The sequence below is a fragment of the Rhizobacter fulvus genome, from assembly GCF_964020785.1.
This window is the reverse complement of the sequence record NZ_OZ224516.1, coordinates 4,071,482-4,095,501: the sequence shown is the minus strand read 5'-3', so window position 1 is coordinate 4,095,501 and position 24,020 is coordinate 4,071,482. Positions and strand designations below refer to the sequence as shown.

Annotated in this window: 24 protein-coding genes; 12 read left to right on the top strand and 12 right to left on the bottom strand. The window is 70.2% G+C overall.

What is annotated here, in order from left to right; all coding sequences use genetic code 11:
• Positions 1-5: 5 nt before the first annotated feature.
• The 5 genes from ACWH49_RS19475 to murJ form a co-directional block, all read right to left on the bottom strand.
• Positions 6-677, bottom strand: coding sequence for a histidinol-phosphatase (locus tag ACWH49_RS19475; RefSeq protein ID WP_448172967.1), 672 nt, complete (start codon positions 675-677; stop codon positions 6-8).
• Entirely contained in the window at positions 674-1,345 is a 672-nt protein-coding gene (gene hda, locus ACWH49_RS19470; protein WP_448172966.1) for a DnaA regulatory inactivator Hda, read from the bottom strand. Before hda ends, ACWH49_RS19475 begins: the two co-directional genes overlap by 4 nt.
• Positions 1,342-2,403 (bottom strand): AI-2E family transporter, encoded by a 1,062-nt coding sequence (locus ACWH49_RS19465; RefSeq protein WP_448172965.1) that lies wholly within the window; start codon positions 2,401-2,403, stop codon positions 1,342-1,344. Before ACWH49_RS19465 ends, hda begins: the two co-directional genes overlap by 4 nt.
• Positions 2,404-2,492: 89 nt before the next feature.
• Complete coding sequence (locus ACWH49_RS19460) at positions 2,493-3,377, bottom strand: SirB1 family protein (RefSeq protein ID WP_448172964.1); 885 nt, start codon at positions 3,375-3,377, stop codon at positions 2,493-2,495.
• Positions 3,378-3,387: 10 nt separating this feature from the next.
• On the bottom strand, positions 3,388-4,944 hold the full coding sequence (gene murJ, locus ACWH49_RS19455; RefSeq protein ID WP_448172963.1) for a murein biosynthesis integral membrane protein MurJ: 1,557 nt from the start codon (positions 4,942-4,944) through the stop codon (positions 3,388-3,390).
• Positions 4,945-5,052: 108 nt separating this feature from the next.
• Here murJ and rpsT point away from each other — a divergent pair, with 108 nt between their 5' ends.
• Positions 5,053-5,358, top strand: a complete 306-nt coding sequence (gene rpsT, locus ACWH49_RS19450) for a 30S ribosomal protein S20 (RefSeq protein WP_056467875.1) — start codon at positions 5,053-5,055, stop codon at positions 5,356-5,358.
• Between the two features lie 65 nt (positions 5,359-5,423).
• Here rpsT and ACWH49_RS19445 read toward each other — a convergent pair whose 3' ends face one another.
• Entirely contained in the window at positions 5,424-5,753 is a 330-nt protein-coding gene (locus ACWH49_RS19445) for a DUF3579 domain-containing protein (RefSeq protein WP_448172962.1), read from the bottom strand.
• A gap of 140 nt (positions 5,754-5,893) precedes the next feature.
• On the opposite strand from ACWH49_RS19445, the gene ACWH49_RS19440 reads away from it, so the two are divergent.
• From ACWH49_RS19440 to kynA, 5 genes are all read left to right on the top strand, one after another.
• Positions 5,894-7,108 carry an acetylornithine/succinylornithine family transaminase gene (locus ACWH49_RS19440; RefSeq protein WP_448172961.1) on the top strand — a complete coding sequence of 405 codons (1,215 nt, stop codon included), beginning with the start codon at positions 5,894-5,896 and terminating at the stop codon, positions 7,106-7,108.
• Positions 7,105-8,037, top strand: a complete 933-nt coding sequence (gene argF / locus ACWH49_RS19435) for an ornithine carbamoyltransferase (protein WP_448172960.1) — start codon at positions 7,105-7,107, stop codon at positions 8,035-8,037. The genes ACWH49_RS19440 and argF overlap by 4 nt, the downstream gene beginning before the upstream one ends.
• 76 nt (positions 8,038-8,113) lie before the next feature.
• The gene (kynB, locus tag ACWH49_RS19430; protein WP_448172959.1) at positions 8,114-8,737 is read left to right on the top strand and encodes an arylformamidase; all 624 of its coding nucleotides are present in this window, start codon (positions 8,114-8,116) and stop codon (positions 8,735-8,737) included.
• Positions 8,737-10,011 carry a kynureninase gene (kynU, locus tag ACWH49_RS19425; RefSeq protein WP_448172958.1) on the top strand — a complete coding sequence of 425 codons (1,275 nt, stop codon included), beginning with the start codon at positions 8,737-8,739 and terminating at the stop codon, positions 10,009-10,011. Before kynB ends, kynU begins: the two co-directional genes overlap by 1 nt.
• Positions 10,011-10,853: a tryptophan 2,3-dioxygenase gene (gene kynA, locus ACWH49_RS19420; protein ID WP_448172957.1), complete on the top strand. Its 843-nt coding sequence runs from the start codon at positions 10,011-10,013 to the stop codon at positions 10,851-10,853. The genes kynU and kynA overlap by 1 nt, the downstream gene beginning before the upstream one ends.
• Before the next feature lie 23 nt (positions 10,854-10,876).
• Here kynA and ACWH49_RS19415 read toward each other — a convergent pair whose 3' ends face one another.
• Both ACWH49_RS19415 and ACWH49_RS19410 read right to left on the bottom strand, forming a co-directional pair.
• Positions 10,877-12,391, bottom strand: coding sequence for a Do family serine endopeptidase (locus ACWH49_RS19415; protein ID WP_448172956.1), 1,515 nt, complete (start codon positions 12,389-12,391; stop codon positions 10,877-10,879).
• A 114-nt stretch (positions 12,392-12,505) separates the two neighbouring features.
• A complete protein-coding gene (locus tag ACWH49_RS19410; protein ID WP_448172955.1) occupies positions 12,506-13,231 on the bottom strand; it encodes a DUF3047 domain-containing protein in 726 nt (241 codons plus the stop codon).
• Positions 13,232-13,402: 171 nt separating this feature from the next.
• Here ACWH49_RS19410 and ACWH49_RS19405 point away from each other — a divergent pair, with 171 nt between their 5' ends.
• Positions 13,403-14,128: a Crp/Fnr family transcriptional regulator gene (locus tag ACWH49_RS19405; protein ID WP_448172954.1), complete on the top strand. Its 726-nt coding sequence runs from the start codon at positions 13,403-13,405 to the stop codon at positions 14,126-14,128.
• On the opposite strand, the gene ACWH49_RS19400 is transcribed toward ACWH49_RS19405, so the two are convergent.
• The 3 genes from ACWH49_RS19400 to ACWH49_RS19390 are packed head-to-tail and all read right to left on the bottom strand — an operon-like array spanning position 14,095 to position 16,612.
• A complete protein-coding gene (locus tag ACWH49_RS19400; protein ID WP_056467848.1) occupies positions 14,095-14,526 on the bottom strand; it encodes a hypothetical protein in 432 nt (143 codons plus the stop codon). The two genes, ACWH49_RS19405 and ACWH49_RS19400, sit on opposite strands and share 34 nt — an antisense overlap.
• Positions 14,523-15,926: an ATP-binding protein gene (locus ACWH49_RS19395; RefSeq protein ID WP_448172953.1), complete on the bottom strand. Its 1,404-nt coding sequence runs from the start codon at positions 15,924-15,926 to the stop codon at positions 14,523-14,525. Before ACWH49_RS19395 ends, ACWH49_RS19400 begins: the two co-directional genes overlap by 4 nt.
• Positions 15,923-16,612 carry a response regulator gene (locus ACWH49_RS19390; RefSeq protein WP_448172952.1) on the bottom strand — a complete coding sequence of 230 codons (690 nt, stop codon included), beginning with the start codon at positions 16,610-16,612 and terminating at the stop codon, positions 15,923-15,925. The genes ACWH49_RS19395 and ACWH49_RS19390 overlap by 4 nt, the downstream gene beginning before the upstream one ends.
• Before the next feature lie 27 nt (positions 16,613-16,639).
• Between ACWH49_RS19390 and ACWH49_RS19385 the strand changes: the two genes are divergently transcribed.
• Together ACWH49_RS19385 and ACWH49_RS19380 are read left to right on the top strand one after the other, a co-directional pair.
• Positions 16,640-18,022 (top strand): TAXI family TRAP transporter solute-binding subunit, encoded by a 1,383-nt coding sequence (locus tag ACWH49_RS19385; protein ID WP_448172951.1) that lies wholly within the window; start codon positions 16,640-16,642, stop codon positions 18,020-18,022.
• The gene (locus ACWH49_RS19380) at positions 18,019-19,383 is read left to right on the top strand and encodes an NAD(P)/FAD-dependent oxidoreductase (RefSeq protein ID WP_448172950.1); all 1,365 of its coding nucleotides are present in this window, start codon (positions 18,019-18,021) and stop codon (positions 19,381-19,383) included. Before ACWH49_RS19385 ends, ACWH49_RS19380 begins: the two co-directional genes overlap by 4 nt.
• 12 nt (positions 19,384-19,395) lie before the next feature.
• Here the strand turns inward: ACWH49_RS19380 and ACWH49_RS19375 are convergent, their stop codons facing one another.
• Positions 19,396-20,460 carry a hypothetical protein gene (locus tag ACWH49_RS19375; protein ID WP_448172949.1) on the bottom strand — a complete coding sequence of 355 codons (1,065 nt, stop codon included), beginning with the start codon at positions 20,458-20,460 and terminating at the stop codon, positions 19,396-19,398.
• Between the two features lie 200 nt (positions 20,461-20,660).
• On the opposite strand from ACWH49_RS19375, the gene ACWH49_RS19370 reads away from it, so the two are divergent.
• The 3 genes from ACWH49_RS19370 to ACWH49_RS19360 all read left to right on the top strand — a co-directional run bounded on the left by ACWH49_RS19370 (position 20,661) and on the right by ACWH49_RS19360 (position 23,879).
• Positions 20,661-22,466, top strand: a complete 1,806-nt coding sequence (locus tag ACWH49_RS19370; RefSeq protein ID WP_448172948.1) for an aminopeptidase P family protein — start codon at positions 20,661-20,663, stop codon at positions 22,464-22,466.
• A 158-nt stretch (positions 22,467-22,624) separates the two neighbouring features.
• Positions 22,625-22,807 (top strand): hypothetical protein, encoded by a 183-nt coding sequence (locus tag ACWH49_RS19365; RefSeq protein ID WP_448171050.1) that lies wholly within the window; start codon positions 22,625-22,627, stop codon positions 22,805-22,807.
• Between the two features lie 136 nt (positions 22,808-22,943).
• A complete protein-coding gene (locus ACWH49_RS19360; protein ID WP_448172947.1) occupies positions 22,944-23,879 on the top strand; it encodes an ROK family protein in 936 nt (311 codons plus the stop codon).
• The last annotated feature ends 141 nt before the right edge of the window (positions 23,880-24,020 follow it).

Below are 24,020 nucleotides of genomic sequence, written 5' to 3'. Positions count from 1 at the left end.
AGGTGTCAGTCGAACAGTTTCAGGATGCGCCAGCCGCGCGTTTGGGCGACGGTCTGCAGGGCCGGCGTCGGGTTCGTCGCGACCGGGTCGGTGGCGCGCTCCAGCAGCGGCAGGTCGTTCACGGAGTCGCTGTAGACGCTGATCCGGTCGAAGTCGGCCCACTCGCGGCCGCGCTCGGCCAGCCACTCCTGGACACGGGTGACCTTGCCGTCCCGATAGCTCGGTGTCCCCGCGATGCGGCCCGTGATCGTACCCCCGGCGTCGCGCTCCAGTCGCACGGCCAGCAGGTCGGCGATGCCGAACGCGCCGGCGATCGGCGCGGTGACGAAGTCGTTGGTCGCGGTGACGAGCGCGATCAGGTCGCCACGCGCCTGGTGCTCGCGCACCAGGTCCAGGGCCGGTGCGCGCAGTTGCGGGGCGATCACCTCGGCCATGAACTGCCGGTGCGCCGCCTCGGTCTGCGCCGGCGTGCGCGCGCGCAGCGGCTCGGTCGCGAACGCGATGTACTCGTGGATGTCGAGCCGGCCGGCCTGGTACTGCGCGTAGAACGCGTCGTTGCGGCGCGCGAACTCGGCCGCGTCGACCCAGCCGATGCGGACGATGAACTCCCCCCAGGCGTGGTCGGAGTCGATCGGCAGGAGCGTGTCGTCGAGGTCGAACAGGCAGAGATCGCTCATGCCGAACCGCCCTCGGCAAGCATCTGCTTCAGCAGCGGCACGGTGATCTGGCGCTTGGTCGCCAGCGAGAACTCGTCCAGCCGGTCGAGTTGCGCGACCAGGTGCTTCAGGTCCCGCGCGAAGCGGGTCAGCAGGTAGTCCATCACGTCGTCGGAAAGAAAGATGCCGCGCTGGTCGGCCACGCGGCGCAGCGTCGCGCGCACTTCCGCCTCACCGAGCGGCTGGATCGCGAACACATGGCCCCAGCCCAGACGGGTGCGCAGGTCCTCGCGCAGCGGCAGGTCGACCGGCGGCACGCGACCCGCGGCGACCAGCGGCACGCCGCGCGTGGTGGTCTCGACGAAGGTCGCGAAGGCCGCGTGCTGCTGGGCGGCGTCCAGCCCGTCCGCGTCGTCGATCACGACCATCGCCCACGCGTCCTCGTACGGCCAGGGCGCGGGATCGGCCGGGCTGAACCAGCCGGCGCGCAGGCCGTGCGCATCAAGGCGCTGCACCGTGGCCTCCAGCAAGTGCGTCTTGCCGACCCCGCTCGGCCCCCACAGGTAGACCGGTGTCGGCTGCGCCGGCAAGGTCTGCAGATGCTCCACCGCCGCCGCGTTGGCGCCGGGCACGAAGTTGTCGAAACTGCGCGGCGCCTCGAGCCCGATCGCCAGCGGAATCTGCCTCATCCCTGATACAGCTCGCTTTCGACATACGCGGCGCGCAGCCGGCGCACGGCCACCACCAGCACCGAGCTGACCGGCAGCGCGATCAGCACGCCGACGAAGCCGAACAAATGGCCGAACGCGAGCAGCGCGAAGATCACGGTCAGCGCGCTCATGCCGATGCGTTCCCCGACCAGCCGCGGCACGAGCACGAAGTTCTCCAGCAGCTGGCCGGCGCCGAACACCACGGCCACGCCAATCAGGCCGTACCAGCCGGTGAATTGCAGGACGGCAGAGATCAACGCCAGCGTCAGCCCGAGCCCGAACCCGACGTAGGGGATGAAGGCCGCCAGGCCCGTGAACACGCCCACCGGCACCGCCAGGTCGAAGCCGAACAGCGACAGTCCGACGCTGTAGAACACCGCCAGCGACAGCATCACCAGCAGCTGGCCCCGCAGGTACTGCCCGAGCGTCGCGTCGCAGTCGCGGAAGAAGGCGTGCGTGCGCGAGCGCAGGCGCGGCGGGATCAGGTTGCCGGCACGCTGCATCAGGTTGTTCCAGTCCAGCAGCAGGTAGAACAGCACCATCGGCACCAGCACCACGTTGCCGATGATCGCGATCAGGATGCTGCCGCCGATGCGGGCCGAGCTGAGCGCGGTGGCGAGCCAGTCCTCGAAATTGGCGTCCAGGTACTTGAGCGCGAAGGCCTTGATGCTGGCCGTGTCGAGCGCCACGTCGATGCCGAGCCGGGCGAGCCACGGCCCGAGCTGTGTGTTCATGCGCTCGGCCAGTAGCGGGATCTGCTCGCGCAGCAGCGGCAGCTGTTTGGACAGGATCGGCACGATCAGCAACATCACCGCCAGCACCAGCACGATCGCCACGACCTCGACGACGGTGACAGCGAGCGCCCGCGGCACGCGCCGCCGCGCCATGCGCTCGACCAGCGGCTGCAGCACGTAGGCCAGCACCGCCGCGACCAGGAACGGCGTCAGCACCGGCCCGAGCAGCCACACGACGAGCGCGGCGAGCAGGCTCAGGGCGATCCAGGTGACGGTGTGGCGTTGCGCGGGGGTCAGGGTCATGGTGATGGGTGGCGCGGTGACGCCCACCATGGAAAGGGTGCGGGAATTCTACGGGCGCCTCGCGGAAGCCCGCGCAACGGCGTCGACGCTCAGTGCAGCCGCAGCGGCCCCGCGTCGCCGCCCAGCCCGGCCAAGCGCTCGGCGATCTGGTCGCGGTCGGTCGCGTCGAGCGCGTGCTCGAGGTAGTCCGACAGGTCGCGCACCGCCGGCTCCACCAGGCCCAGGTCGGCGTAGAGCAGGCCACGGTCGCGGCGCTCTTCCCACGTCTGCGGCAGCAGCACGACCAGGCGCTCCTGCACCTGCAGCAGGCGCCGCCAGTCGCGCGACCCGCGGTGGATCTCCTTCAGGTTGCGCAGCATCCGTGCGACCACTTCGCGCGCCGTCGCCGCCTGCAGGAACAGGCCCAGCGGCACGTCGAACTCGCCTTGCAGCCCACGGTTGCGCTTGTACGGCGCGAGCAGTTCGTCGAGCTCGTCGCGCGAGAGCGAATGGCCGGTAAACGGGTCGATCACCACCTCGCCCTGCTGCTGCCCGGTCTGCATGCGCAGCTTGATCAGGAAGTGGCCCGGGAACGACACGCCGCGCGCCGTCAGCCCGATCTGCGAGGCCAGCTCGATGTACAGGATCGCCAGCGTGATCGGGATGCCGCGGCGCGTGTGGAGCACGCGGTGCAAATAGCTGTTGTCAGGGTCGTAGTAATGGTTGACGTTGCCGGCGAACCCGAGCTCCTGGAAGAAGAAGCGGTTGAGCCAGCGCAGGCGCTGGACCGGCACGGCATCGGCAGGGAAGCGCTGCTTCAGGCGCGCCGCGAGCGCGTCGATCTCGGCCAGGACCGCCTGCGTGTCGAGCTGCGGAAAGTCGTCCTGCGCGATCGACACTGCGGCCTCCACGAGCGACAGGCTGGCGTCTTCCGCGACGAGAGAGGCGAAGTACTCGAGCGCCGTCGGCGTCTCGAATGTCAAGGGGCCCGGCATGCGTGCCAGTTTAGCCGCGCCGCATGAACTGTTGAAGTTTCAGGCCACTCGCGAGCAGGGCCGCGAAGTAGAGCACCGCCGCGCCGCCCAGGCACAGCGCCAGCCAGCCGATGCGCTCGGCCTGGTGGTTCACGAGACCGACCCAGTCGATCCACCGCTCGGCCCAGAACAGCAACGCGCCGAGCAACGCACTGGCGCCGACGACCCGCAGCGTGAACGGCCACCAGCCCGGCTCGGGGGTGTACGCGCCCGAGCGCTTCAGCCCGGTAAACAGCCAGAACGCATTGATCATCGCGCCCAGGCTGATCGACAGCGCCAGCCCGGCGTGGCCGAGGTACGGGACGAACAGCGCATTCATCAGCTGCGTCAGCACCAGCACGGCGATCGCGATCTTCACCGGCGTGCGGGTGTCCTGCCGGGCGTAATACCCGGGTGCGAGGATCTTGACGCCCACCAGCCCCATCAGACCGACGCCGTAACCCATCAGCGCGAGCGCCGTCTGGTGCACCGCGGCGGCGTCGAACGCGCCGCGCTGGAACAGCACTGCGAGCAGCGCGTTCGGGAACACCAGCAGCGCGACGGCGCACGGCAGCGCCAGCATCAGCACGAGGCGCAGGCCCCAGTCGAGCAGGCCGGAGTAGGCGGCCGTGTCCTTGCGGCCGTTGGCTGCCGAGAGCTGCGGGATCAGCACGACGCCCAGCGCCACACCCAGCAGCGCGGTCGGGAACTCCATCAACCGCGACGCCCAGTCCAGCGACGACACCGCCCCCACGCCCTGGTGCGACGCGATCTGCGTGTTGATCACGACCGAGATCTGCGCGACCGAGACCCCGAGCAGCGCCGGCGCCATCTGCCGCATCACCCGGCCGACGCCCGGATGGCCCCAGGCCGCGCGGATCTTGCCGGGCAGCAGCCCGATGTGCGGCATCGCCCCGACCCGCTTCAGCGCCGGCACCTGGATCGCCAGCTGCAGCACGCCGCCGATCATCACCCCCACCGCCTGCGCGTAGATCGGCTCGATGCCGCGCGCCGCGAACCACGGGCCGAGCCACAGCGCCGCGCCGATCGACGCGAGGTTGAGCAGCACGGGCGTCGCCGCGGGCACGACGAAGCGCTTCCAGGTGTTGAGCACGCCGGCGGCCAGCGAGACCATCGAGATCAGCCCGATGTACGGGAACATGATCTGGGTCATCACCACCGCGCCGTCGAATCGCTGCAGCCCGGCGGCCATCAGCCAGACCATCAGCGGCGCGGCCACCACGCCGACGACGCAGGTGACGACCAGCGCCCAGAACAGGATGGTCGCGACAGCGTCGATCAGCAGGCGCGTCACCTCGTCGCCGTCGCGGGCGCGCGTCTCGCCCAGCACCGGCACGAACGCCTGCTGGAACGCGCCCTCGCCGAACAGGCGGCGCAGGAAATTGGGAATGCGGAAGGCGACGTTGTAGGCGTCCATCCAGGCGCTGTTGCCGAACGCCCCGGCGACGACCACGTCGCGGGCCAGCCCGGAAATGCGCGAGACCAGCGTCAGCAGCGAGATGGTGGATGCGGCTCGCAGCAGATTCATTTGCGGCCGATTATAGGTAGCGCCTGCTCACCGGGCAGACGCGCTTGGCAGCGCCGCCGCGGGAAATGCTATACTCGCGGGCTCTACCCTCATCCAAAGCTACACCACATGGCCACCTCGTCCAAAGCCAAGAAGAAAACCGTCCGCATCGCTTCGGGTCTGAAGCGCGTGCGTCAGGACGTGAAGCTCAACGCCGCCAACACCGCGCTGCGTTCGAAGTTCCGTACCGTCATCAAGAACGTGCAGAAGGCCGTCGTCGCCGGCGACAAGGCCAAGGCTGCCGACCTGTTCAAGACCGCCCAGTCGGTGATCGATTCGGTCGCGGACAAGGGCCTGTTCCACAAGAACAAGGCCGCTCGCCACAAGAGCCGCCTGTCGGCCAAGGTCAAGGCGCTGACCGCTCCCGCTGCCTGATTGAGTTGAGGGTGGAAGAGAAAGGGCTCGCATCGCGGGCCCTTTTCATTGGTGGACCGGATTTCTCAGCCGCCCTTCGGCGGCCGCTCGGGCACCAGGCAGGCCTCGGTGAGTTGCAGCCGGTTGTCGCGGGCGAAGTTCATCACGAAGTCCCAGGCCATCGGCTCGACGCCGCGCAGCGCCTCGCTGACGATCACGCACTTCACGCCGTTGATCACGCGCGGCACGCACAGCGGCGAATAGCCGATGAACGCCCCGATGCCGCCGCGCACGCCGTCCGGCCGGAAGCAGGACATTGCGCCCGCGAGACGCTCGGCCCAGTCGCTGGGGCGAAAGGTGTGCCCCTCCAGCGTGATGCCCTGGATGAAGAATTCGCGTGGCGGAGAAGTGGTCATGCATGCTGTCCCGAGCGCGACATTGTGCCGTGAATGTGTTGCAGTGCAGCACGCTTAGAATTCGGCCGAAGCGGGTCGCCGCGTCTGCCAGCCGGGCGCGCGGACCCGCTTCTTCATTTTTCCCACGGAGTGCCACGACGATGAATGCCCCGGACAAGCTGCCCGCCTCCCCCGAACCCCATGTGATGAAGACCTACGGCCGCCTGCCGCTGGCGCTCTCGCATGGCCGAGGTTGCTGGCTCTGGGACACCCACGGGAAGAAATACCTGGACGGGCTGGGCGGCATCGCCGTCAACACGCTGGGCCACGCTCACCCGAAGCTGGTGCCGGCGCTGACCGACCAGATCGGCAAGATCATCCATAGCTCGAACTACTACCTCGTGCCGCTGCAGGAGCAGCTCGCCGCGAAGCTGTGCGAGCTCTCGGGCCTGACGAACGTCTTCTTCTGCAGCACCGGCCTCGAAGCCAACGAAGGCGCGCTGAAGATCGCCCGCAAATACGGTCACGACAAGGGCATCGACCGGCCCGAGATCGTCGTCTACGAGGCGGCCTTCCACGGCCGCTCGATCGCGACGCTGTCGGCCACCGGGAACCCCAAGGTCCAGGCCGGCTTCGGTCCGCTGGTCGAGGGCTTCGTGCGCGTGCCGCTGAACGACTCGGCGGCAATCGAGAAGGTCGCGGCAACGAACAAGAACGTCGTCGCGGTCTTCCTCGAGGTGATCCAGGGCGAAGGCGGCATCCGCCCGACCACGATCGAGTACCTGCGCGAAGTGCGTCGCATCTGCGATGCCAACGGCTGGCTGCTGATGCTCGACGAGGTGCAGTGCGGCATGGGCCGCACCGGCAAGTGGTTCGCGCACCAGTGGGCCGGCATCCAGCCGGACGTGATGCCGCTGGCCAAGGGCCTGGGATCGGGCGTGCCGGTTGGTGCGATCGTCTGCGGGCCGAAGGCGGCGAATGTGTTCGGCCCGGGCAACCACGGCACCACGTTCGGCGGCAACCCGCTGGCAATGCGGGCCGGCGTCGAGACGATCCGCATCATGGAAGAGGACGGCATCCTGGAGAACGCCGCCACCGTGGGCGCGGCGCTGAAGGCGGGGCTGGAGCGCGAGCTCGCCGGCATCCAGGGCGTCGCCGACATCCGTGGCCAGGGGCTGATGCTGGGCATCGAACTCGACCGCCCGTGCGGGGACATCCTCGGCCTCGCCGCGGAGGCCGGGCTGATGCTGAGCGTGACCGCCGACAAGGTGATCCGCCTGGTCCCGCCGCTGATCCTGAGCGCCGACGAGGCGGCCCAGATCGTCGCGATCCTGTGCCCGATCATCAAGACATTCCTCTCTCAGCCGGCGCCATGAAACCCGGCGACAGCCTGATGAAGCACTACCTGCAGTTCAAGGATTTCCGGGCCGAGGAATACGCCTACCTGTTCAAGCGCGCCGCGACGATCAAGAAGCGCTTCAAGAACTACGAGAAGTACACGCCGCTGGTCGACCGCACGCTGGCGATGATCTTCGAGAAGGCCAGCACCCGCACGCGCGTGAGCTTCGAGGCCGGCATGTACCAGCTCGGCGGCTCGGTCGTGAACCTGACGACCGGGGACAGCCAGCTCGGCCGCGCCGAGCCCATCGAGGACTCGGCCAAGGTCATCAGCCGCATGGTCGACATCGTGATGATCCGCACCTTCGAGCAGACCAAGATCGAGGCGTTCGCGGCGAACTCGCGCGTGCCGGTGATCAACGGCCTGACCAACGAGTACCACCCGTGCCAGATCCTGGCCGACATCTTCACCTTCATCGAGCACCGCGGCTCGATCCAGGGCAAGGTGGTCGCGTGGGTCGGTGACGGCAACAACATGGCCAACACCTGGTTGCAGGCGGCCGATGTCCTCGGCTTCACGCTCCACGTGAGCACACCGGGCGGCTACGAGATCGACCCGCAGATGGCCGGCGTCAGGAACGCCGCCTGCGTGAAGACCTTCAACCACCCGATGGACGCGTGCGCCGGCGCGCACCTGGTCACGACCGACGTCTGGACCAGCATGGGCTACGAGGCCGAGAACGAGGCCCGCATGAAAGCCTTCGTCGACTGGTGCGTCGATGCCGACATGATGGCTGCCGCGCAGCCCGATGCCCTGTTCATGCACTGCCTGCCGGCGCACCGCGGCGAGGAGGTCGAGGCCGAGGTGATCGACGGACCGCAGTCGGTGGTCTGGGACGAGGCCGAGAACCGGCTGCATGCGCAGAAGGCGCTGATGGAGTACCTGGTGCTCGGCCGGATCGGCTGACGACGCGGCGACCGGACCGGGGCGTCCGAAAAAACCGACACCACGGTCGTTCGGCCGGTGCTAACTTCGCACCGCCATGAAAAAGCTCTGGGACATTTCCCCGCCGATCGCGACCGACTCGCCGCTGTTCCCCGGTGACACCGGCTACTCGCAGCAATGGACGGCGCAGATCGGCCCCGGCTGCCCGGTCAACCTCAGCGCGATCACGCTGTCGCCGCACATTGGCGCGCACGCCGACGCGCCGCTGCACTACGGCCCGGGCGCCCCGACGATCGGCCAGGTCGACCTCGCGCCCTACCTCGGCCCGTGCCGGGTGATCCACGCGATCGATTGCGGGCCGCTGGTCCGGCCCGAGCACCTCGCGCACGCCAGCGAGCACCTGCCGCCGCGCGTGCTGGTGCGCACCTGCACGACCGCGCCGACCGCGTGGTCGCCCGAGTTCTCCGCCTTCGCGCCCGAGACGATCGGCTGGCTCGCGGCGCGCGGCGTGCGGCTGGTCGGCATCGACAGCCAGTCGGTCGATTCGGCCGACAGCAAGACGCTCGACAGCCACCACCTGCTCCTGAAGCACGACCTGCGCGTGCTGGAGAACCTCGTGCTCGACGACGTTCCCGCCGGCGACTACGAGCTGATCGCCCTCCCCTTGAAACTGACGATGGCCGACGCGTCCCCCGTGCGCGCGGTCCTGAGAGAACTGTGATGACGACCCCGAGAAACGACTGCCTGGCCCTCGACGCGGCCGATCCGCTGGCCCCGCTGCGCGAAGCGTTCGCGTTGCCCGACGGCGTGATCTACCTCGACGGCAACTCGCTCGGCGCGCTGCCGAAGGCGACTGCTGCGCGCGTCCAGCAGGTCGTGCAGGACGAGTGGGGCAACGGCCTGATCCGCAGCTGGAACACCGCGGGCTGGATCGACCTGGCGCAGCGTCTGGGCAACCAGATCGCCAAGCTGGTGGGCGCCGGCGCGGACGAGTTGATCGTCGCCGATTCGACCTCGACCAACCTCTACAAGGCGCTGAGCACGGCCATCAGCCTGCAGAAGCTCGATGCGCCGGGCCGCGACCTCATCGTCTCCGAACGCAGCAATTTCCCGACCGACCTCTACATCGCCGAGACCCTGGCGCGGGCCCACGGCATGACGCTGGTCCTGATCGACGCGGACGAGCTGCCCACGCACCTGAACGAGCGGCTCGCGGTGCTGATGCTCACCCACGTCAACTACCGCACCGGCCGGATGTTCGACATGGCCGCCGTCACGCGTGACGCCCACGCCGCCGGCGCGCTGATGGTCTGGGATCTGGCCCACTCGGCGGGCGCCGTACCGGTCGACCTGACCGGCGCGGACGCCGACTTCGCGGTCGGCTGCAGCTACAAGTACCTGAACGGCGGCCCCGGCGCTCAGGCCTTCGTGTGGGCCCATCCGCGTCACACGGCGCGCATGGACCGCGAGCAGCTGCGCCAGCCGCTGTCGGGCTGGCTCGGTCATGCCGCGCCGTTCGAGTTCACGACCGACTACCGCCCGGCGCTCGGCATCCAGCGCTTCGTCTGCGGCACGCCGGCGCTGCTGTCGATGTCCGCCCTCGAGTGCGGGCTCGACGTGTTCGCCCGCGCCGAACGCTTCGGCGGCATGGCCGCGCTGCGCCGCAAGTCGCTGGCGCTGACCGACCTGTTCATCGCGTCGGTCGAGGCGCGTTGCGCGGGCCTCGGCCTGCGTCTGGTGACGCCGCGCGAGCATGCGCATCGCGGCAGCCAGGCCAGCTTCGCGCACGAAACGGGCGGCTATCCGATCATGCAGGCGCTGATCGCCCGCGGGGTGATCGGCGACTTCCGCGCGCCCGACCTGCTGCGCTTCGGCTTCACGCCGCTCTACACCCGCTTCGTCGACGTCTTCGACGCCGTCGAGCACCTGCACGCGGTGCTCGACGGCGGCGAGTGGCGCGAGGCCCGCTTCAACCAACGCGCCGCGGTCACGTGATGGGCACGACACCCGACAAGATCGTCGCCGAGGAAGGCGCCCAGCTCGACTTCTCGAAGGAGATGAGCTACGGCGACTACCTGCACCTGGACGCGATCCTGAGCGCCCAGCACCCGCGCTCGCCATCGCACGACGAGATGCTGTTCATCGTGCAGCACCAGACCAGCGAGCTGTGGATGAAGCTGCTGCTGCACGAGCTGACGGCGGCCGTGAAGTGCGTGGCTGCCGACGAGCTCGGCAGCGCGTTCAAGATGCTCGCGCGGGTCAGCAAGATCATGGAGCAGCTGGTCCACGCGTGGGACGTGCTCGCGACGATGACGCCGCCCGAGTACTCCGCGATGCGGCCCTACCTCGGCGCGAGCAGCGGCTTCCAGAGCGCGCAGTACCGCTGCATCGAATTCATGCTCGGCAACAAGAACGCCGCGATGCTCAAGCCCCACGCACACCGGCCCGAGCTGCTTGCGCGCGTCGAGGCGGCGTGGCGCGCGCCGTCGCTGTACGACGAGTCGCTGCGCCTGCTGGCGCGGCGCGGTCTGGCCGTGCCGGCCTCGCACACCGAGCGCGACTGGACCCAGCCGTACCAGGCCAGCGACGCTGTCGAGCAGGCCTGGCTGGTCGCGTACCGCGACCCGAAGGCGCACTGGGACCTGTACCAGCTCGGCGAGGAACTCACCGACCTGGAAGACGCATTTCGCCTCTGGCGCTTCCGCCATGTGACGACGGTCGAACGCATCATCGGCTTCAAGCGCGGCACCGGCGGCACCTCGGGCGTGGGCTACCTGCGCAAGATGCTCGACGTGGTGCTGTTCCCCGAAATCTGGAAGCTGCGCACGGACCTCTGATCCGCGCGCAGACCCGCCCGGGCTCAGCCCAGATTCACCGGCACGAAGATCTTGTCGCCGTCGCGCTGCACCAGCAGCGCAACGCTCTTCGGCTTGGCGCTCAGCACCTGCTTCACGGTGTCGACCGACCGCACCGGCCGGCCGTTGATCGCGAGCAGCACGTCGCCCGGCTGGATGCCGGCCTTCTCGGCCGGTCCGGCGACGTTCTCGATCACCAGACCTTCGTCGATCTTCGACTCGAGGCGCTCGTCGCGCGTCAGCGGGCGCATGCTCAGACCGAGCTGGCCGCGCTGCACGGCGCCGCTGGCGTCGGCCACCTGCGTGGCCTCCGCATCCGCGCCGCCGAGCTTGGCCTCGATGTCGCGCGGCGAGCGGTCACGCCACACCTTCAGCTTGACCTTCTCGCCCGGAGACGACAGCCCGATCAGGCTCGACAGCTCGCCCGAGCGCACCACCGGCTGGCCGTTGACCTCGGTGATCACGTCACCCGACTTCAGGCCTGCCGCCGCGGCCGCGCTGTTCGGCGCGACGTTGGCGACGAGCGCGCCGTCCGGCCGCTTCAACCCGAACGACTCGGCCAGCGCCTGGTTCAGGTCCTGGATCGTGACGCCCAGGCGCGCGTGGCTCGCCTTGCCGGTCGCGACGATCTGGTCCTTGACCTTCATCGCGACGTTGATCGGAATCGAGAAGCTCAGACCCTGGAAGCCGCCGCTTTGCGAGTAGATCTGCGCGTTGATGCCGACCACCGTGCCGGTGCCGTCGAACAGCGGCCCGCCGGAGTTGCCGGGGTTCACCGCGGCGTCGGTCTGGATGAACGGCACGACCGTGTTGTCACCCGGCAGCGAGCGGCCCTTGGCGCTGACGATGCCCTGCGTCGCCGTCTGCTCCAGGCCGTAGGGCGCGCCGATCGCGAGCACCGGGTCGCCGACCTCGAGGTTGCGCGCATCGCCGATCCGCACCGTCGGCAGGTCCTTGGCGTCGATGCGCAGCACCGCGATGTCGGTGGTCGGGTCGGAGCCCAGCACCTTGGCGGTGAACTCGCGCCGGTCGCTCAGCTTGACGGTCACGTCCTTCGCCTCGCGCACGACGTGCGCATTGGTCAGGATCAGCCCGTCCGAGCTGATGATGAAGCCCGAGCCCATGCCGCGGAACGGCACGTTGCCACCGCCTTGCGGGCCGCGCTGCTGGAACCCCGGCATCCCGCGGAAGAACTTGAAGAACGGGTCGTTCTCCATCCCCGGGGGGAGGCCCTGCTCCTCGGCCGAGGTCTTGTGCATGCCGGCGACGGTGACGCCGACCACGGCCGGGCCGAAGGTCTTGACGATCGCGCGGTAGTTCGGCGTGTTCTGTGCCGGCAGCATCGCCACCGGGGCCGGCGCGGTGATGTCCGAGACGGCCTGGTAGGTCGACGGTGCAGCCGGCTGCGTGACGGCGGGCTTGCTCTTGAGCCAGCCGGGCAGATCGATCGCGCCCGCGGTTCCCACCGCCAGCACGCCCGCGGCGACGAGCGCCGCGCTGAGGGGTTTGAGTGGTGACATGTTCGCTCCTTGGCTCGTGGCCGATCGCGGGATATTCCGCATGGCCCAAAGATAGGAGCGCCCGGTTAGGGCACGGTTAGCGCCCGGTTAAGCGGGCGTTAAGTCACCGCCCGTTCAGGGCTTCAGCGTCAGGTCGCCGACGTAGGCCAGCCCCTTGCCATGGGTGTTGTCCGCGTCGGCGCCGACCGCCACCGCCACCACGTCCGGCACGTTGCCCTCGGACTCGTCCTTGAACATGCGCTGGTGGTCGGCGGCGAGGTTGCGCTTCTCGCTGACCCATTGCCCGAGCTTCGCGCTGCCGCTTTGCAGCACCATGAAGCGGATGCGCTTGGTGAACGCGCTGACGAGGTCGGTGTTCGCAGGCAGCTTGTTGTCCCACACGTAGCACAGCGTCTCGGTCGGCACGTCCTCACCGGTGCTGGAGCGCGCGAGCGACAGCTTGGCGCGTTCGCCGAACGGCAGCTTGCTGCCATCGAAGCCGAACGAGACACAGACCTTGGCCGCCGCGTCCTCGCCCGACCGCACCTTCAGGTCGGCCTCGTCGATCAGCTTGTCGACCCGCCAGCGCCACGACAGCGTGGCCTGGTCGGAGACCTTGACCTTCATCGCGTGGACCAGGTTGCCGTACGAATCTTCGGCGGTGACCTTCAGCACCTTCGCGCCGCCCAGTTCGACTATCGAGAACTTGGTTGGCGTCTTGTTCGGCAGCGTGGTGAATTTCCAGGCGGCGGGCGGGTCGCCGGCGGCCGCGGAGGAGAAGGCCGCAATCGACGCGTCGTCGGCCGCCCGGGTGGGCGCCGCGATGCACAGGCCGAGCAGGAGCACAGGGAGGAATCGCATCGGGTCAGTCTCCGGGTGAGTCGACAGGGCTGATCGCGCACGCAGGACCGGCGCGCGGCTGGGTTGTACCAGAGAAGACGCGTTCACGCAGCCCTTGTTCATGGGCCAGAATCCCGACCTGGATACCGACATGTCCGGCCCCTGCCGGCCGCCTCAACGAAAGGCCGTGCCTTGTTTGCGAACCTGCTTGCCGAGCTTCAACGCTATATGCAGGCGGCGCTCGAATCGCCGTCGGAGCTGTTCGCGATCCTGTCGGTCGTGGTCGCCGCCGCCTTCGTGCTGGTCAGCAGCTTCGTCAAGACGATGATCCCGCTGCGCTGGCTGGCCATCGGCAGCAATGTCGGCTTCGTTGCCTACGGCGCGCTGCACCCCTCCTACCCGATGCTGCTGCTGCACGCGACGCTGCTGCCGCTCAATTTCTTCCGGCTCGCCGAGATGAAGCGGCTCACGCGCCGCGTCGAGGCGGTGCGCGCCGAGGGCGAGCTCTCGTCGGTGTGGCTGCGGCCCTATATGCGGGCGGCCAAGATGCGCAAGGGCGCGGTGCTGTTCCACCAGGGCGACATCGGCGACCGGCTCTACATGCTGGCCGATGGCCGGATCGAGCTGGTCGAGACCGGCGGGAGCCTGGCGCCGGGGCAGATCTTCGGCGAGATCGCGTTCTTCTCGCCGGACCGGCGCCGCCGCCTGACGGCCCGCTGCGCCGAACCCTGCACGGTGCTGTCGATCGACGAGAGCACCGTCAAGCAGCTGTACTACCAGAACCCGGCGTTCGGCTTCAAGATGATCGAGCTGGTGGCCTCACGCTTCGCGGCCGACGTCGACCGCGTCAACGCCGACCTGGCGAGGGTGCGCGCGGAGCGCGATCAGCTCGCCGCCAGGCTCGCCGAGAGCGACTGAATCGCCTCTTTCAACTTGGTGCGGGCGACGCCCTGGCACTGCTCGCGGCTCAGGCTCGGCACCGCGTCGAACGCGGTCGCCGACTTGATCGGCGCATAGACCACCTTGGTGCCCTGCACCGGCAGCAACACGACCGGCAGCAGCATCGCGCGCGCGGTGACCACGCAGGTCTTGTTCTCGGTGAAGCCGCCGGTGATCTCGCTGACGAAGCGGAACTTGCGGATCGGGTACAGCTTGGTGACGCGGGCCGGCGTCGTCTCCTTCCAGATCTTCTCGGCCGTCGGTGCGTCGATCAGGAAGCTCGCCGAGTCGTCCAGGCTCATCGGCTTGGGCGGCGCGGCGAAGGCCTGGGTCGCCAGGGTCAAGGTCACGGCCAGGATCGAAACGACAGATTTCATGGTTCGCCTTGCGAAGGTTTGGAAAGAAGCAGGGCGCCCGCCGGCGCTGCGCCCGGTAGTGTAGGCAGAGCCGGCGACGCCGGCGGCATTATGTCGGGAATGGCGGCCGGGAACCGCAGCTCGACCCGCAAGCCGCCGAGCGGCGAGTCGGCGAGCGCGACGCTCGCGTGATGCCGGTCGGCCATGCTGCGCACGATCGCCAGGCCCAGGCCGGTGCCCGCCTCGTTGCCGGGCGCATGGCGGTAGAAGCGGTCGAACACCCGCGCCCGCTCGTCGGCCGGAATGCCCGGGCCGCTGTCGTCGACGCGCAGCCAGCCCGCACCGCCCTCCTCGCCCACGCTCACGTCGACGCGCGCGCCGGCGGGCGCATAGCGCACGGCGTTGTCGACGAGGTTGCGGACCATGATCGCCAGCGCCGCCGCGTCGCCCTGGACGCGGACCGGTGCCTCGGCATGCAGCGCCAGCGTCGTGCCGCGCGTCTGCGCGAAAGGCACCGTCTCGGCCAACGCCGTGCGTGCGACCTCGCCCAGATCGACCGGCGCAAAGGCCGCCAGTGGCGCGCCGGGCTCGGCACGGGCCAGCGTCAGCAACTGCTCGACCAGCCGCGCCGCGCGGTCGATGCCGTCGTTCAGCGCGTCGACGGCGGCCGCCCGGGCGGCGTCGTCGGGCGCGCGCCGCAGCAGCTGCATCTGCAGCTTCAGCGCGGTCAGCGGCGAGCGCAGTTCGTGTGCGGCGTCGGCGACGAAGGCCCGCTGCGCGCCGAGCGACGTGCCGAGCCGCTGCAGCAGCCCGTTCAGCGCCGCGACGAGTGGCGCGACCTCGTCCGGCAGCCCGGCGGTCGGCAGCGGTTGCAGCGACTGCTCGTCGCGCGCGCGAACGCCCTCGGCCACGCGTCGCAGCGGCGCGAGCGTGCGTGCCGCCAGCCACCACACCAGCAGCGCCATCGCCGGCGCGATCACCAGCAGCGGCGCGACGCTGCGCAGCGCCGCACCTGCGGCGAGCCGGCGCCGAGTCTGCAGCGGTTGCGCGACCTGGATCACCCGGTCGCGCGACGCGACGCTGAAGGTGCGCCAGGTGCTGCCGCGCACCGTCACGTCGGCCAGGCCGAGCAGCGCCCGGGTCGGCAGGTCGTCGCGCAGGCGCGGCGGGTAGATCACGCGGCCGTCCGCGGTCCAGATCTGCACGACGAAATCGAGTTCCTCGTCGGCCAGCGTGCTCGCCTGCGCGGGCGCGATCTCGCCCTGGTCGCGCAGCGAGAACGCCATCTGCCGCAGCTGATAGTCGAACAGCGCCTCGGTCTCGGCCAGCACGTTGCGGTAGGTCAGCACCCCCAGCAGCGCGGCGGTGACGACGAGCATGCCCAGCAGCGCAAGCAGCACGCGAACGCGGATCGAATTCATGGCTTGCCGACGAAGTAGCCGACGCCGCGGATGTTCTGGATGAAGTCCGCACCGAGCTTGCGCCGCAGCTGGTGGATGTAGACCGAGACCGCGTTGCTCTCGATCTCCTCGCCCCAGCCGTACAGCCGGTCCTCGAGTTGCGCGCGGGACAGCAGCGCGCCGGGGCGCTGCAGCAGCGCCTCCAGCACGGCGAATTCGCGCGCCGACAGCAGCACCGGCACGCCGTCGCGGGTCACCTGCCGCGTGGCCGGGTCGAGCGTGACGCCGCCGAATGCAAGCGCCGGTTGCGCCCGGCCGCTGTGCCGACGCAGCACCGCGCGGATCCGCGCGCCGAGTTCGTCGAGATCGAACGGCTTGACGAGGTAGTCGTCGGCGCCGGCATCGAGCCCGGCGACCTTGTCGCCGGGGCCGTCGCGCGCGGTCAGGACGATCACCGGCGTGGCGTCCTGGCGCGCCCGAAGCGCGCGCAGCACGGCGAGGCCGCCGTCCGGCGTCGCGTTCGCGCCGCGCGCCGCGCTGTCGGGCAGGCCGAGGTCCAGCAGCACCAGGTCGAAGCGCTCGCTGGCCAGCGTGGCTTGCGCCGACGCCGCATCGCGCACCCAATCGACCGCGTAGCCCTCGAGGCGCAGTGCGCCGCGCAGGCTGTCGCCGATCATCCGGTCGTCTTCCACCAGCAGCAGTCTCATTGGAAAAGCATACGGTATCGTGCCGGCATGCCGGCCACCTTGCGACACACCCTGCTCTCGTTCCGCGACCTGCTCGCGACCTTCGGGCCGTTCATCGTGCTGGCGGCGGCGCTGCTGGTGCTCGCCTACTGGATCCTCGACCCGACGCCCCCGCGCAAGGTGGTCCTGGCCACCGGCACCGAGCAGGGCGCCTATGCCGAGTTCGGCAAGCGCTATGCGCAGATCCTCAAGACCTACGGCATCACCGTCGAGTTGCGGCCGACGCAGGGCGCCGCCGAGAACCTGCGCCTGCTGCAGGACCCGGCCAGCGGCGTCGATATCGCGTTCATGCAGGGCGGTGCCGGCGAGCACCTGCGCAAGGAGGCCGATTCGCTCGCGCCGTCCGACGAAGGCGACGACCACCCGACGCTGGTCTCGCTCGGCAGCCTGTTCTACGAACCGGTCTGGCTGTTCTACCGCACCGACGCGGCCGAGCGCCTGCTGAAGGCGCCGACGCTGTCCAGCCTGTCACAGCTGCCAGGCTGGCGCCTGAACGTCGGCGCCAACGGCAGCGGCGCGCCGAACCTGATGAACAAGCTGTTCGAGGCCAACCGTATAGACCCGAAGGCGCTGACGCTGGTGCGCAAGTCGCAGACGCCGGCCGCGGTGGACCTGATCGGCGGCGACGTGGACGCGCTGGTCTTCGCCTCGGCGCCCGAATCGCTGATGGTGCAGATGCTGCTGCAGACGCCGGGCATCGGCCTGTACGACTTCGCGCAGGCCGATGCCTACTCGCGTCGCTTCCCGTTCCTGACGCCGGTGACGCTGCCGCGCGGCGTGGTCGACCTGGCCGGCGACCTGCCGCCGCGCGACGTGCGCCTGCTCGCGCCGACCGCCACGCTGCTCGCTCGTGCCACCACCCATCCGGCCCTGCTGCAGCTGTTCATGCAGGCGGCACAGCAGATCCACGGCGGCGCCGGCTGGTTCCAGCACAAGGGCGACTTCCCGAAGGCGGGCGGCACTGAGCAGCCGCTCGCCAAGGAAGCGCAGCGCTTCTACGCCAACGGCATTCCGGTGCTGCAGCGCTACCTGCCGTTCTGGCTCGCGAACCTGGTCGACCGGATGTGGCCGGTGCTGGTCTCGATCATCGCGATCCTCATCCCGCTCTCGCGGATGCTGCCGCCGCTCTACCAGTTCCGCATCCGCTCGCGGATCTTCCGCTGGTATGCGCAGCTGCGCGAGGTCGAGGAGGCCGTCGGCAAGCGGCCGGCCGACCAACTGCTCGCTGAACTGGGCGAGATCGAGTCGCGCGTCGAGGAGGTGCATGTGCCGCTCAGCTACGCCGACGAGCTGTACTCGCTGCGCAGCCACATCCAGATGGTCGGCAACCGCCTGCGCATGGCCGACAGCCCGGTGGGAGAGGCCGCGTGAACGACAAGGCCCGCGTGGTCATCGTCGGCTGCGGCTTCGGCGGCATCGAGGCGGTACGCTCGCTGTCGAAGGCGCCGGTCGAGATCACGCTGGTCGATCGCACCAACCACCACCTGTTCCAGCCGCTGCTGTACCAGGTCGCGACGGCCGGGCTCTCCGCACCGGCGATCAGCGCGCCGATCCGCCACACGCTGCGGCGCGAGATGAAGCGCGGCAACCTGACGATCCTGCAGGCCGAGGTCACCGACGTCGACGCCGCGAACCGGTGCGTGCTGCTCGACGACGGCGCCGCGCTGCCGTACGACCACCTGATCGTCGCGGCGGGCGCCACCCACAGCTACTTCGGCCACGACGACTGGGCGGAGTTCGCGCCGGGCCTGAAGACGCTCGACGATGCGTTCAAGATCCGCGCCCGCGTGATCGGTGCGTTCGAGCGCGCGGAGCGCTGCACCGCCGGCACCGAACGCGATGCCGAGCGCGAGGCGTGGATGACCTTCGTCGTGATCGGCGCCGGACCGACCGGCGTCGAGATGGCCGGCACGATGACCGAGATCGCGAACCACACACTGCCGCAGGAGTTCCGTCGCATCGATTCGACCCGCGCCCACGTCGTCCTGCTCGAAGGCTCGGACCGCGTGCTCGGCTCGTTCGTCCCGCAGCTTTCGCGGCGCGCCCGCGAGCAGCTCGAGCGTCTCGGCGTCGACGTGCGCACCGGGTGCAAGGTCATCGGCATCGATGCCGAAGGCGTCACCTACGAGACGCGGGACGGCGACCATGCCAAGATGTGGCGGCTGCCGAGCCGGACGGTGATCTGGGCCGCGGGGGTCGCCGGCTCACCGCTCGGCCGCGCGCTCGCCGCCAGCGCGGGCGCCGTGCTCGACCGCGCGGGTCGCGTGATCGTGAAGCCCGACCTCAGCCTGCCAGACCACCCGGAGATCCTCGTGATCGGCGATCTGGCGTCCGCACTCAGCACGCCCGCCGATCCGTCCAAGGGCAAGCCGACGCCGGTGCCCGGGGTCAGTCCCGGCGCCAAGCAGATGGGACGCGCTGCGGCCCTGAACGTGATCCGGCGTCTGAAGGGCCAGGCGACGCAGCCGTTCCGCTACATCGACTATGGCAACCTCGCGACCGTCGGCCGCAAGGCGGCCGTCGTCGACCTGACCGTGCCCCATTTCGGCGCGCTGCGCTTCTCAGGCTACTTCGCGTGGCTGTTCTGGCTGTTCGCCCACATCTGGTTCCTGATCGGCTTTCGCAACCGGCTCATCGTGATGCTGGACTGGGGCTGGGCGTACTGGACCTACGAGCGCTCGGCGCGCGTGGTGGCAGAGCCACCCTCGCCGCGGCGTGACCCGGCGTCCTGAGCGGCTCGCAGGTCACTTGTCCTTGTCGCGCCCCCGGCCTTCCGGCGGGCCGCCGCGGCCGTGGTCCTGTTGCGCCTCACCGCCCCGGCGGCCCGGCTGGGCCTCGCGCCCCGAGCCGCCGCCCTGCGGTCCGCGCTGCTCGGGCGGGCGCTGCGGCGGTGGCTGCACGCGCTCGGCCTGGGGACGCGGCTGTGCCTGGGCGGGCTGCTCGCGCGTCCGTTCGGGGCGTCCCTGCGGACGCTCCGGCGGCCCGTTCGGGCGCTCCACCTGCGGCCGCGGCGGCTGCACTTGAGGATGCGGCGGCTGCACCTGCGCACGCGCGTGCGACCCCTCGGACGGCTGCGGGCGCTGCGCGTCGCGCGGCGGTGGCGGCACCGGCCGATCCGGGCGCCGTTCGGTGCGGTCCGGCCGCGCGTCGCGCGGCGGTGGCGCCATCGCGCTGGACGGTGCGACCGGGCGCTGGAACTGCTGCTTCGACACCGCTTCGCGCGGCTGGTAGCGGTAGTTCTGCGCGCGCAGTTCGCGCTGCTGCTCCGGCGCACGCGGGTAGCGGTCGCCGGTGTACTTGCGCTGGTAGACCGGCAGCGGGGCCGGGGCCGGCACCGCGCGACGGTCCCAGCGGTCCCAGCCGCGGTGGCGGTTCTCCCAGTCGCGACCCCAGTGATCGCCCCAGCGCGGCGGCGCGTCCGCGCGCCACGATCGGAAGTAGACCGGCGGCCGGCGGTAGTAGCGCACCGGCACCCGCAGCACGAACACCGGCACGTAGGCCGGCTCGACCAGGTACCACGGGCCGTTGTACCAATCGCTCGAGTACCAGTTGTCGTCTGCGTAGACCCAGTACAGGCCGTCGTAGAAGAAATAGTTGGTGCTGGCGCTGGGCGCGTAGTAGACCGGGTAGCCCGGCACCCGCACGAGTTGCGGATACGACGGCAGGTTGATGCCGATGTTCACGCCCGGCAGCGAGATGCCCACGCCGACGCTGACCTGCGCCTGCGCTGCGGGCAGCGCGCCGAACAGCAGCGGCAGCGCCAGCAACAGCGAGGCAGCGGGATGAATGGGACGGTTGTTGTTCCTCATGGAGGCTCCTGTTGACGCACCGGATTCGGCGACGCGCACGTCCACCCGACAAGCGGGCGGCCGCCGTCAGTGTCGGCGAAGCACCGTGGACACGCCACCGGACACCGCGCCGGGGTGCGGTAGCCTCGTTCCTACGCCGGCCCATCAGACTTCTAGAATCCCGACACGCGCCTTCCCGGCCGCCCCTCAGGACACACCGCATGGACACCCGCACCTCCCCCTACCGCCTGCGCATCGAAAAGGTCCGTGATGCGCTGCGCCGCCACGGCCTGGCCGCCGTACTGGTGCCGTCGAGCGACCCGCACCTCAGCGAATACCTGCCCGCGCGCTGGCAGGGCCGGCAGTGGCTGTCGGGCTTCACCGGATCGATGGGGACGCTGGTCGTCACGCTCGAGACCGCCGCGGTGTTCGCCGACAGCCGCTACTGGGTGCAGGCCGAGGCCGAACTCGCCGGGACCGGCACCGAGCTGGTCAAGATCCCGACCGGCAATTCGAGTGCGCACGTCGAGTGGCTCGCGCGGCACGTGCCGGCTGGCGCGACGGTCGGCGTCGATGGCAGCGTGCTCGGCCTGGCCGCCGCGCAGCAGCTGCAGACCGCGTTGACCGCCGCACGCGTTAACCTGCGGACCGACTTCGACGCGCTGGCCGAGGTCTGGCCCGAGCGTCCCGGCCTGCCGGATGCCGCCGTGTACGAACACCGCGCCCCCGAGGCACCCCTGCCGCGCGCAGCCAAGCTCGCGCAGGTGCGCGCGGCGATGGCGCAACACGGCGCGACCCATCACTTCATTTCCACCGTCGACGACATCGCGTGGTTGTTCAACCTGCGCGGCGCCGACGTCAGCTTCAACCCGGTCTTCCTGGCCCACGCGCTGGTGGATGCGCGCGGCGTGACCCTGTTCGTCGCCGACGGCAAGGTCGCACCGCCGCTGCAGGCCGCCCTCGCCGGCGATGGCGTGCGCGTCGCGCCCTACGCGGACGCGACAACCGCCCTGGCGGCACTGCCCGGCGAGGCGGTGTTGCTGATCGACCCGAAGCGCGTGACCTTCGGCGCGCGCAGCGCCGTCAAGGTGCGCGTGGTCGAGGCGATCAACCCGAGCACGCTGGCGAAAAGCCGCAAGACCGACGCCGAGGCCGCCCACGTCCGCGCCGCGATGGCGCAGGACGGCGCCGCGATGTGCGAGTTCTATGCGTGGTTCGAGGCCGCGCTGGCCGACGGCACCCGCAGCGAGCCGATCACCGAGCTGACGATCGACGAGCAGCTCAGCGCGGCGCGCGCCAGGCGCCCTGGGTTCGTCGGCCTGAGCTTCAACACGATCGCCGCGTTCAACCGGAACGGCGCGATGCCGCACTACCATGCGACGCCCGAATCGCACGCCACGATCGAAGGCGATGGCCTGCTGCTGATCGACTCCGGCGGCCAGTACCTGGGCGGCACGACCGACATCACGCGGGTCTGGCCGATCGGCACGATCACCGCCGAGCACCGCCGCGACTACACGCTGGTGCTCAAGGGGACGCTGGCCTTGAGCCGCACCCGCTTCCCGCGCGGCACGCTGTCGCCGATGCTCGACGCGATCGCACGCGCGCCGCTGTGGGCCCACGGGCTCGAGTACGGCCACGGCACGGGCCACGGCGTCGGCTACTTCCTCAACGTGCACGAGGGCCCGCAAAGCATCTCGAAGGCGATCCCCGATGCGACGATGGCGATGGAGCCCGGCATGATCACCAGCATCGAGCCCGGCCTGTACCGGCCCGGCCGCTGGGGCATCCGGATCGAGAACCTGGTGCTGAACGTGCCGGCCGCGACGACCGAGTTCGGCGAGTTCCTCGAATTCGAGACGCTCACGCTTTGCCCGATCGACACCCGCTGCATCGATCGCACGCTGCTGCGTGCCGACGAGATCGACTGGCTCAACGCGTACCACGCGACCGTCCGCGAACGCCTCGCGCCGCTGGTGGACGGGGCCGCGCTGGCCTGGCTGACCACGCGCACCGAGCCGATCTGACGGGGCGGCCGGCGACAGGCGGTCGACGCCCGTCGCGGCAGACTGCAGTCCATCCCGCACCGGGCGCGGTTCATCGCACACCGGTTGGCGCGCGCCGGACCGGCTCCTAGAGTTCGCTCCATCGCATCCCGCGAACGAGCCGAACCAGGAGCCCCACCATGATCAGCCGCCTCACCCTCAGCGCCGTCATCTTCGCCATCGTCGGTACCACCTCGCTGGCATTTGCCGCGACGGTGCGTCACCCGCCCGTCGATGCGCCCGCCGCCGCCAAGCAGGTGCGCGTGGTGCAACTCGAACGCGTCGTCGTCGTCGCCAAGCGCCTCGCACCGGAAGTGCGCTGATCCGCTCCAGCGCGGCACGCGCCGCGCACCGCTCTCCAGGTGTCATGCGCCGGAGGCCCTCCGGACTCCGGGCCTCGGGCGCCTTTTTTTATGGCGCCCGGAAAGCGTGCCGGCAAGCCGCTGCTACCCTCGCCGCATGACGACGAACACCACCGTGACGCCGGCCATCGGCGTCGACCTGGGCGGCACCAAGATCGAGGCGATCGCGCTCGACACGCGAGGCGCGACGCTCTGGCGCGAGCGCGTCCCCACACCGGCCGGCGACTACCACGCGATCCTGGCGACGGTTGCGGCGCTCGTCGCCCGCGCCGAACGTGATCTGGGCGCGAGCGGCTGCAGCGTCGGCGTCGGCACCCCCGGCAGCGCGACGGCTGCCGGGTTGATCAAGAACGCCAACTCCACCTGCCTGAACGGCCAGCCGCTGCAGCGCGACCTGGCCGACACGCTGCAGCGCCCGGTGCGCCTGGCCAACGACGCCAACTGCCTGGCGCTGTCCGAGGCCACGGACGGCGCCGCTGCGAGTGTGCCAGTGTCGTTCTCGGTGATCCTGGGCACCGGCGTCGGCGGCGGCATCGTCGTCGACGGGCGGCTGCTCGACGGGCCGAACGGCCTGGCTGGCGAGTGGGGCCACATGCCGCTGCCCTGGCCCGACGCCGGTGAGCTCGCCGCACCGGCGTGTTTCTGCGGGCGGCGCGGCTGCATCGAGACCTGGCTCAGTGGCCCCGGCATCGCGCGGGATCACGCAGCGCACGGCGGCCCCTCGCTGACCGCGCGCGACATCGGCGAGCGCGCGGCACGAGGCGATGCGGCCTGCGCACAAACACTGCGGCGGCACGAATCGCGCCTGGCGCGCAGCCTGGCGCTGGTGATCGACCTGCTCGACCCGCACGTCATCGTGCTGGCCGGCGGGGTGTCGCAGCTCGACGGCCTGACCGACAACGTGCCGCGGCTGTGGGGCGAGCACGTCTTCAGCGGCGGCTTGCAGGACGCCGTGCGCACGCGGCTGGTGCGCAGTCGCCATGGCGACTCGTCCGGTGTGCGCGGCGCCGCCTGGCTCTGGCGCGAGCGCTGAAGACGGCGCCGGCGGCGTCCATCGCGCTGCATGGCCGTTCGACAGCGGCAATCTGCAGCCTGTCGCAAGTGCCTTGGTGAGCGCGAGGCGAACTCCTAGAGTTCATTCCAACGCGGCACGAACACACCGCGTCATCGAACC

Coding starts and splice junctions, on each gene's coding strand:
- ACWH49_RS19475 (WP_448172967.1), bottom strand. CDS start 677: ATGAGCGATCTCTGCCTGTTCGACCTCGACGACACGCTCCTGCCGATC.
- hda (WP_448172966.1), bottom strand. CDS start 1,345: ATGAGGCAGATTCCGCTGGCGATCGGGCTCGAGGCGCCGCGCAGTTTC.
- ACWH49_RS19465 (WP_448172965.1), bottom strand. CDS start 2,403: ATGACCCTGACCCCCGCGCAACGCCACACCGTCACCTGGATCGCCCTG.
- ACWH49_RS19460 (WP_448172964.1), bottom strand. CDS start 3,377: ATGCCGGGCCCCTTGACATTCGAGACGCCGACGGCGCTCGAGTACTTC.
- murJ (WP_448172963.1), bottom strand. CDS start 4,944: ATGAATCTGCTGCGAGCCGCATCCACCATCTCGCTGCTGACGCTGGTC.
- rpsT (WP_056467875.1), top strand. CDS start 5,053: ATGGCCACCTCGTCCAAAGCCAAGAAGAAAACCGTCCGCATCGCTTCG.
- ACWH49_RS19445 (WP_448172962.1), bottom strand. CDS start 5,753: ATGACCACTTCTCCGCCACGCGAATTCTTCATCCAGGGCATCACGCTG.
- ACWH49_RS19440 (WP_448172961.1), top strand. CDS start 5,894: ATGAATGCCCCGGACAAGCTGCCCGCCTCCCCCGAACCCCATGTGATG.
- argF (WP_448172960.1), top strand. CDS start 7,105: ATGAAACCCGGCGACAGCCTGATGAAGCACTACCTGCAGTTCAAGGAT.
- kynB (WP_448172959.1), top strand. CDS start 8,114: ATGAAAAAGCTCTGGGACATTTCCCCGCCGATCGCGACCGACTCGCCG.
- kynU (WP_448172958.1), top strand. CDS start 8,737: ATGACGACCCCGAGAAACGACTGCCTGGCCCTCGACGCGGCCGATCCG.
- kynA (WP_448172957.1), top strand. CDS start 10,011: ATGGGCACGACACCCGACAAGATCGTCGCCGAGGAAGGCGCCCAGCTC.
- ACWH49_RS19415 (WP_448172956.1), bottom strand. CDS start 12,391: ATGTCACCACTCAAACCCCTCAGCGCGGCGCTCGTCGCCGCGGGCGTG.
- ACWH49_RS19410 (WP_448172955.1), bottom strand. CDS start 13,231: ATGCGATTCCTCCCTGTGCTCCTGCTCGGCCTGTGCATCGCGGCGCCC.
- ACWH49_RS19400 (WP_056467848.1), bottom strand. CDS start 14,526: ATGAAATCTGTCGTTTCGATCCTGGCCGTGACCTTGACCCTGGCGACC.
- ACWH49_RS19395 (WP_448172953.1), bottom strand. CDS start 15,926: ATGAATTCGATCCGCGTTCGCGTGCTGCTTGCGCTGCTGGGCATGCTC.
- ACWH49_RS19390 (WP_448172952.1), bottom strand. CDS start 16,612: ATGAGACTGCTGCTGGTGGAAGACGACCGGATGATCGGCGACAGCCTG.
- ACWH49_RS19385 (WP_448172951.1), top strand. CDS start 16,640: ATGCCGGCCACCTTGCGACACACCCTGCTCTCGTTCCGCGACCTGCTC.
- ACWH49_RS19375 (WP_448172949.1), bottom strand. CDS start 20,460: ATGAGGAACAACAACCGTCCCATTCATCCCGCTGCCTCGCTGTTGCTG.
- ACWH49_RS19370 (WP_448172948.1), top strand. CDS start 20,661: ATGGACACCCGCACCTCCCCCTACCGCCTGCGCATCGAAAAGGTCCGT.
- ACWH49_RS19365 (WP_448171050.1), top strand. CDS start 22,625: ATGATCAGCCGCCTCACCCTCAGCGCCGTCATCTTCGCCATCGTCGGT.
- ACWH49_RS19360 (WP_448172947.1), top strand. CDS start 22,944: ATGACGACGAACACCACCGTGACGCCGGCCATCGGCGTCGACCTGGGC.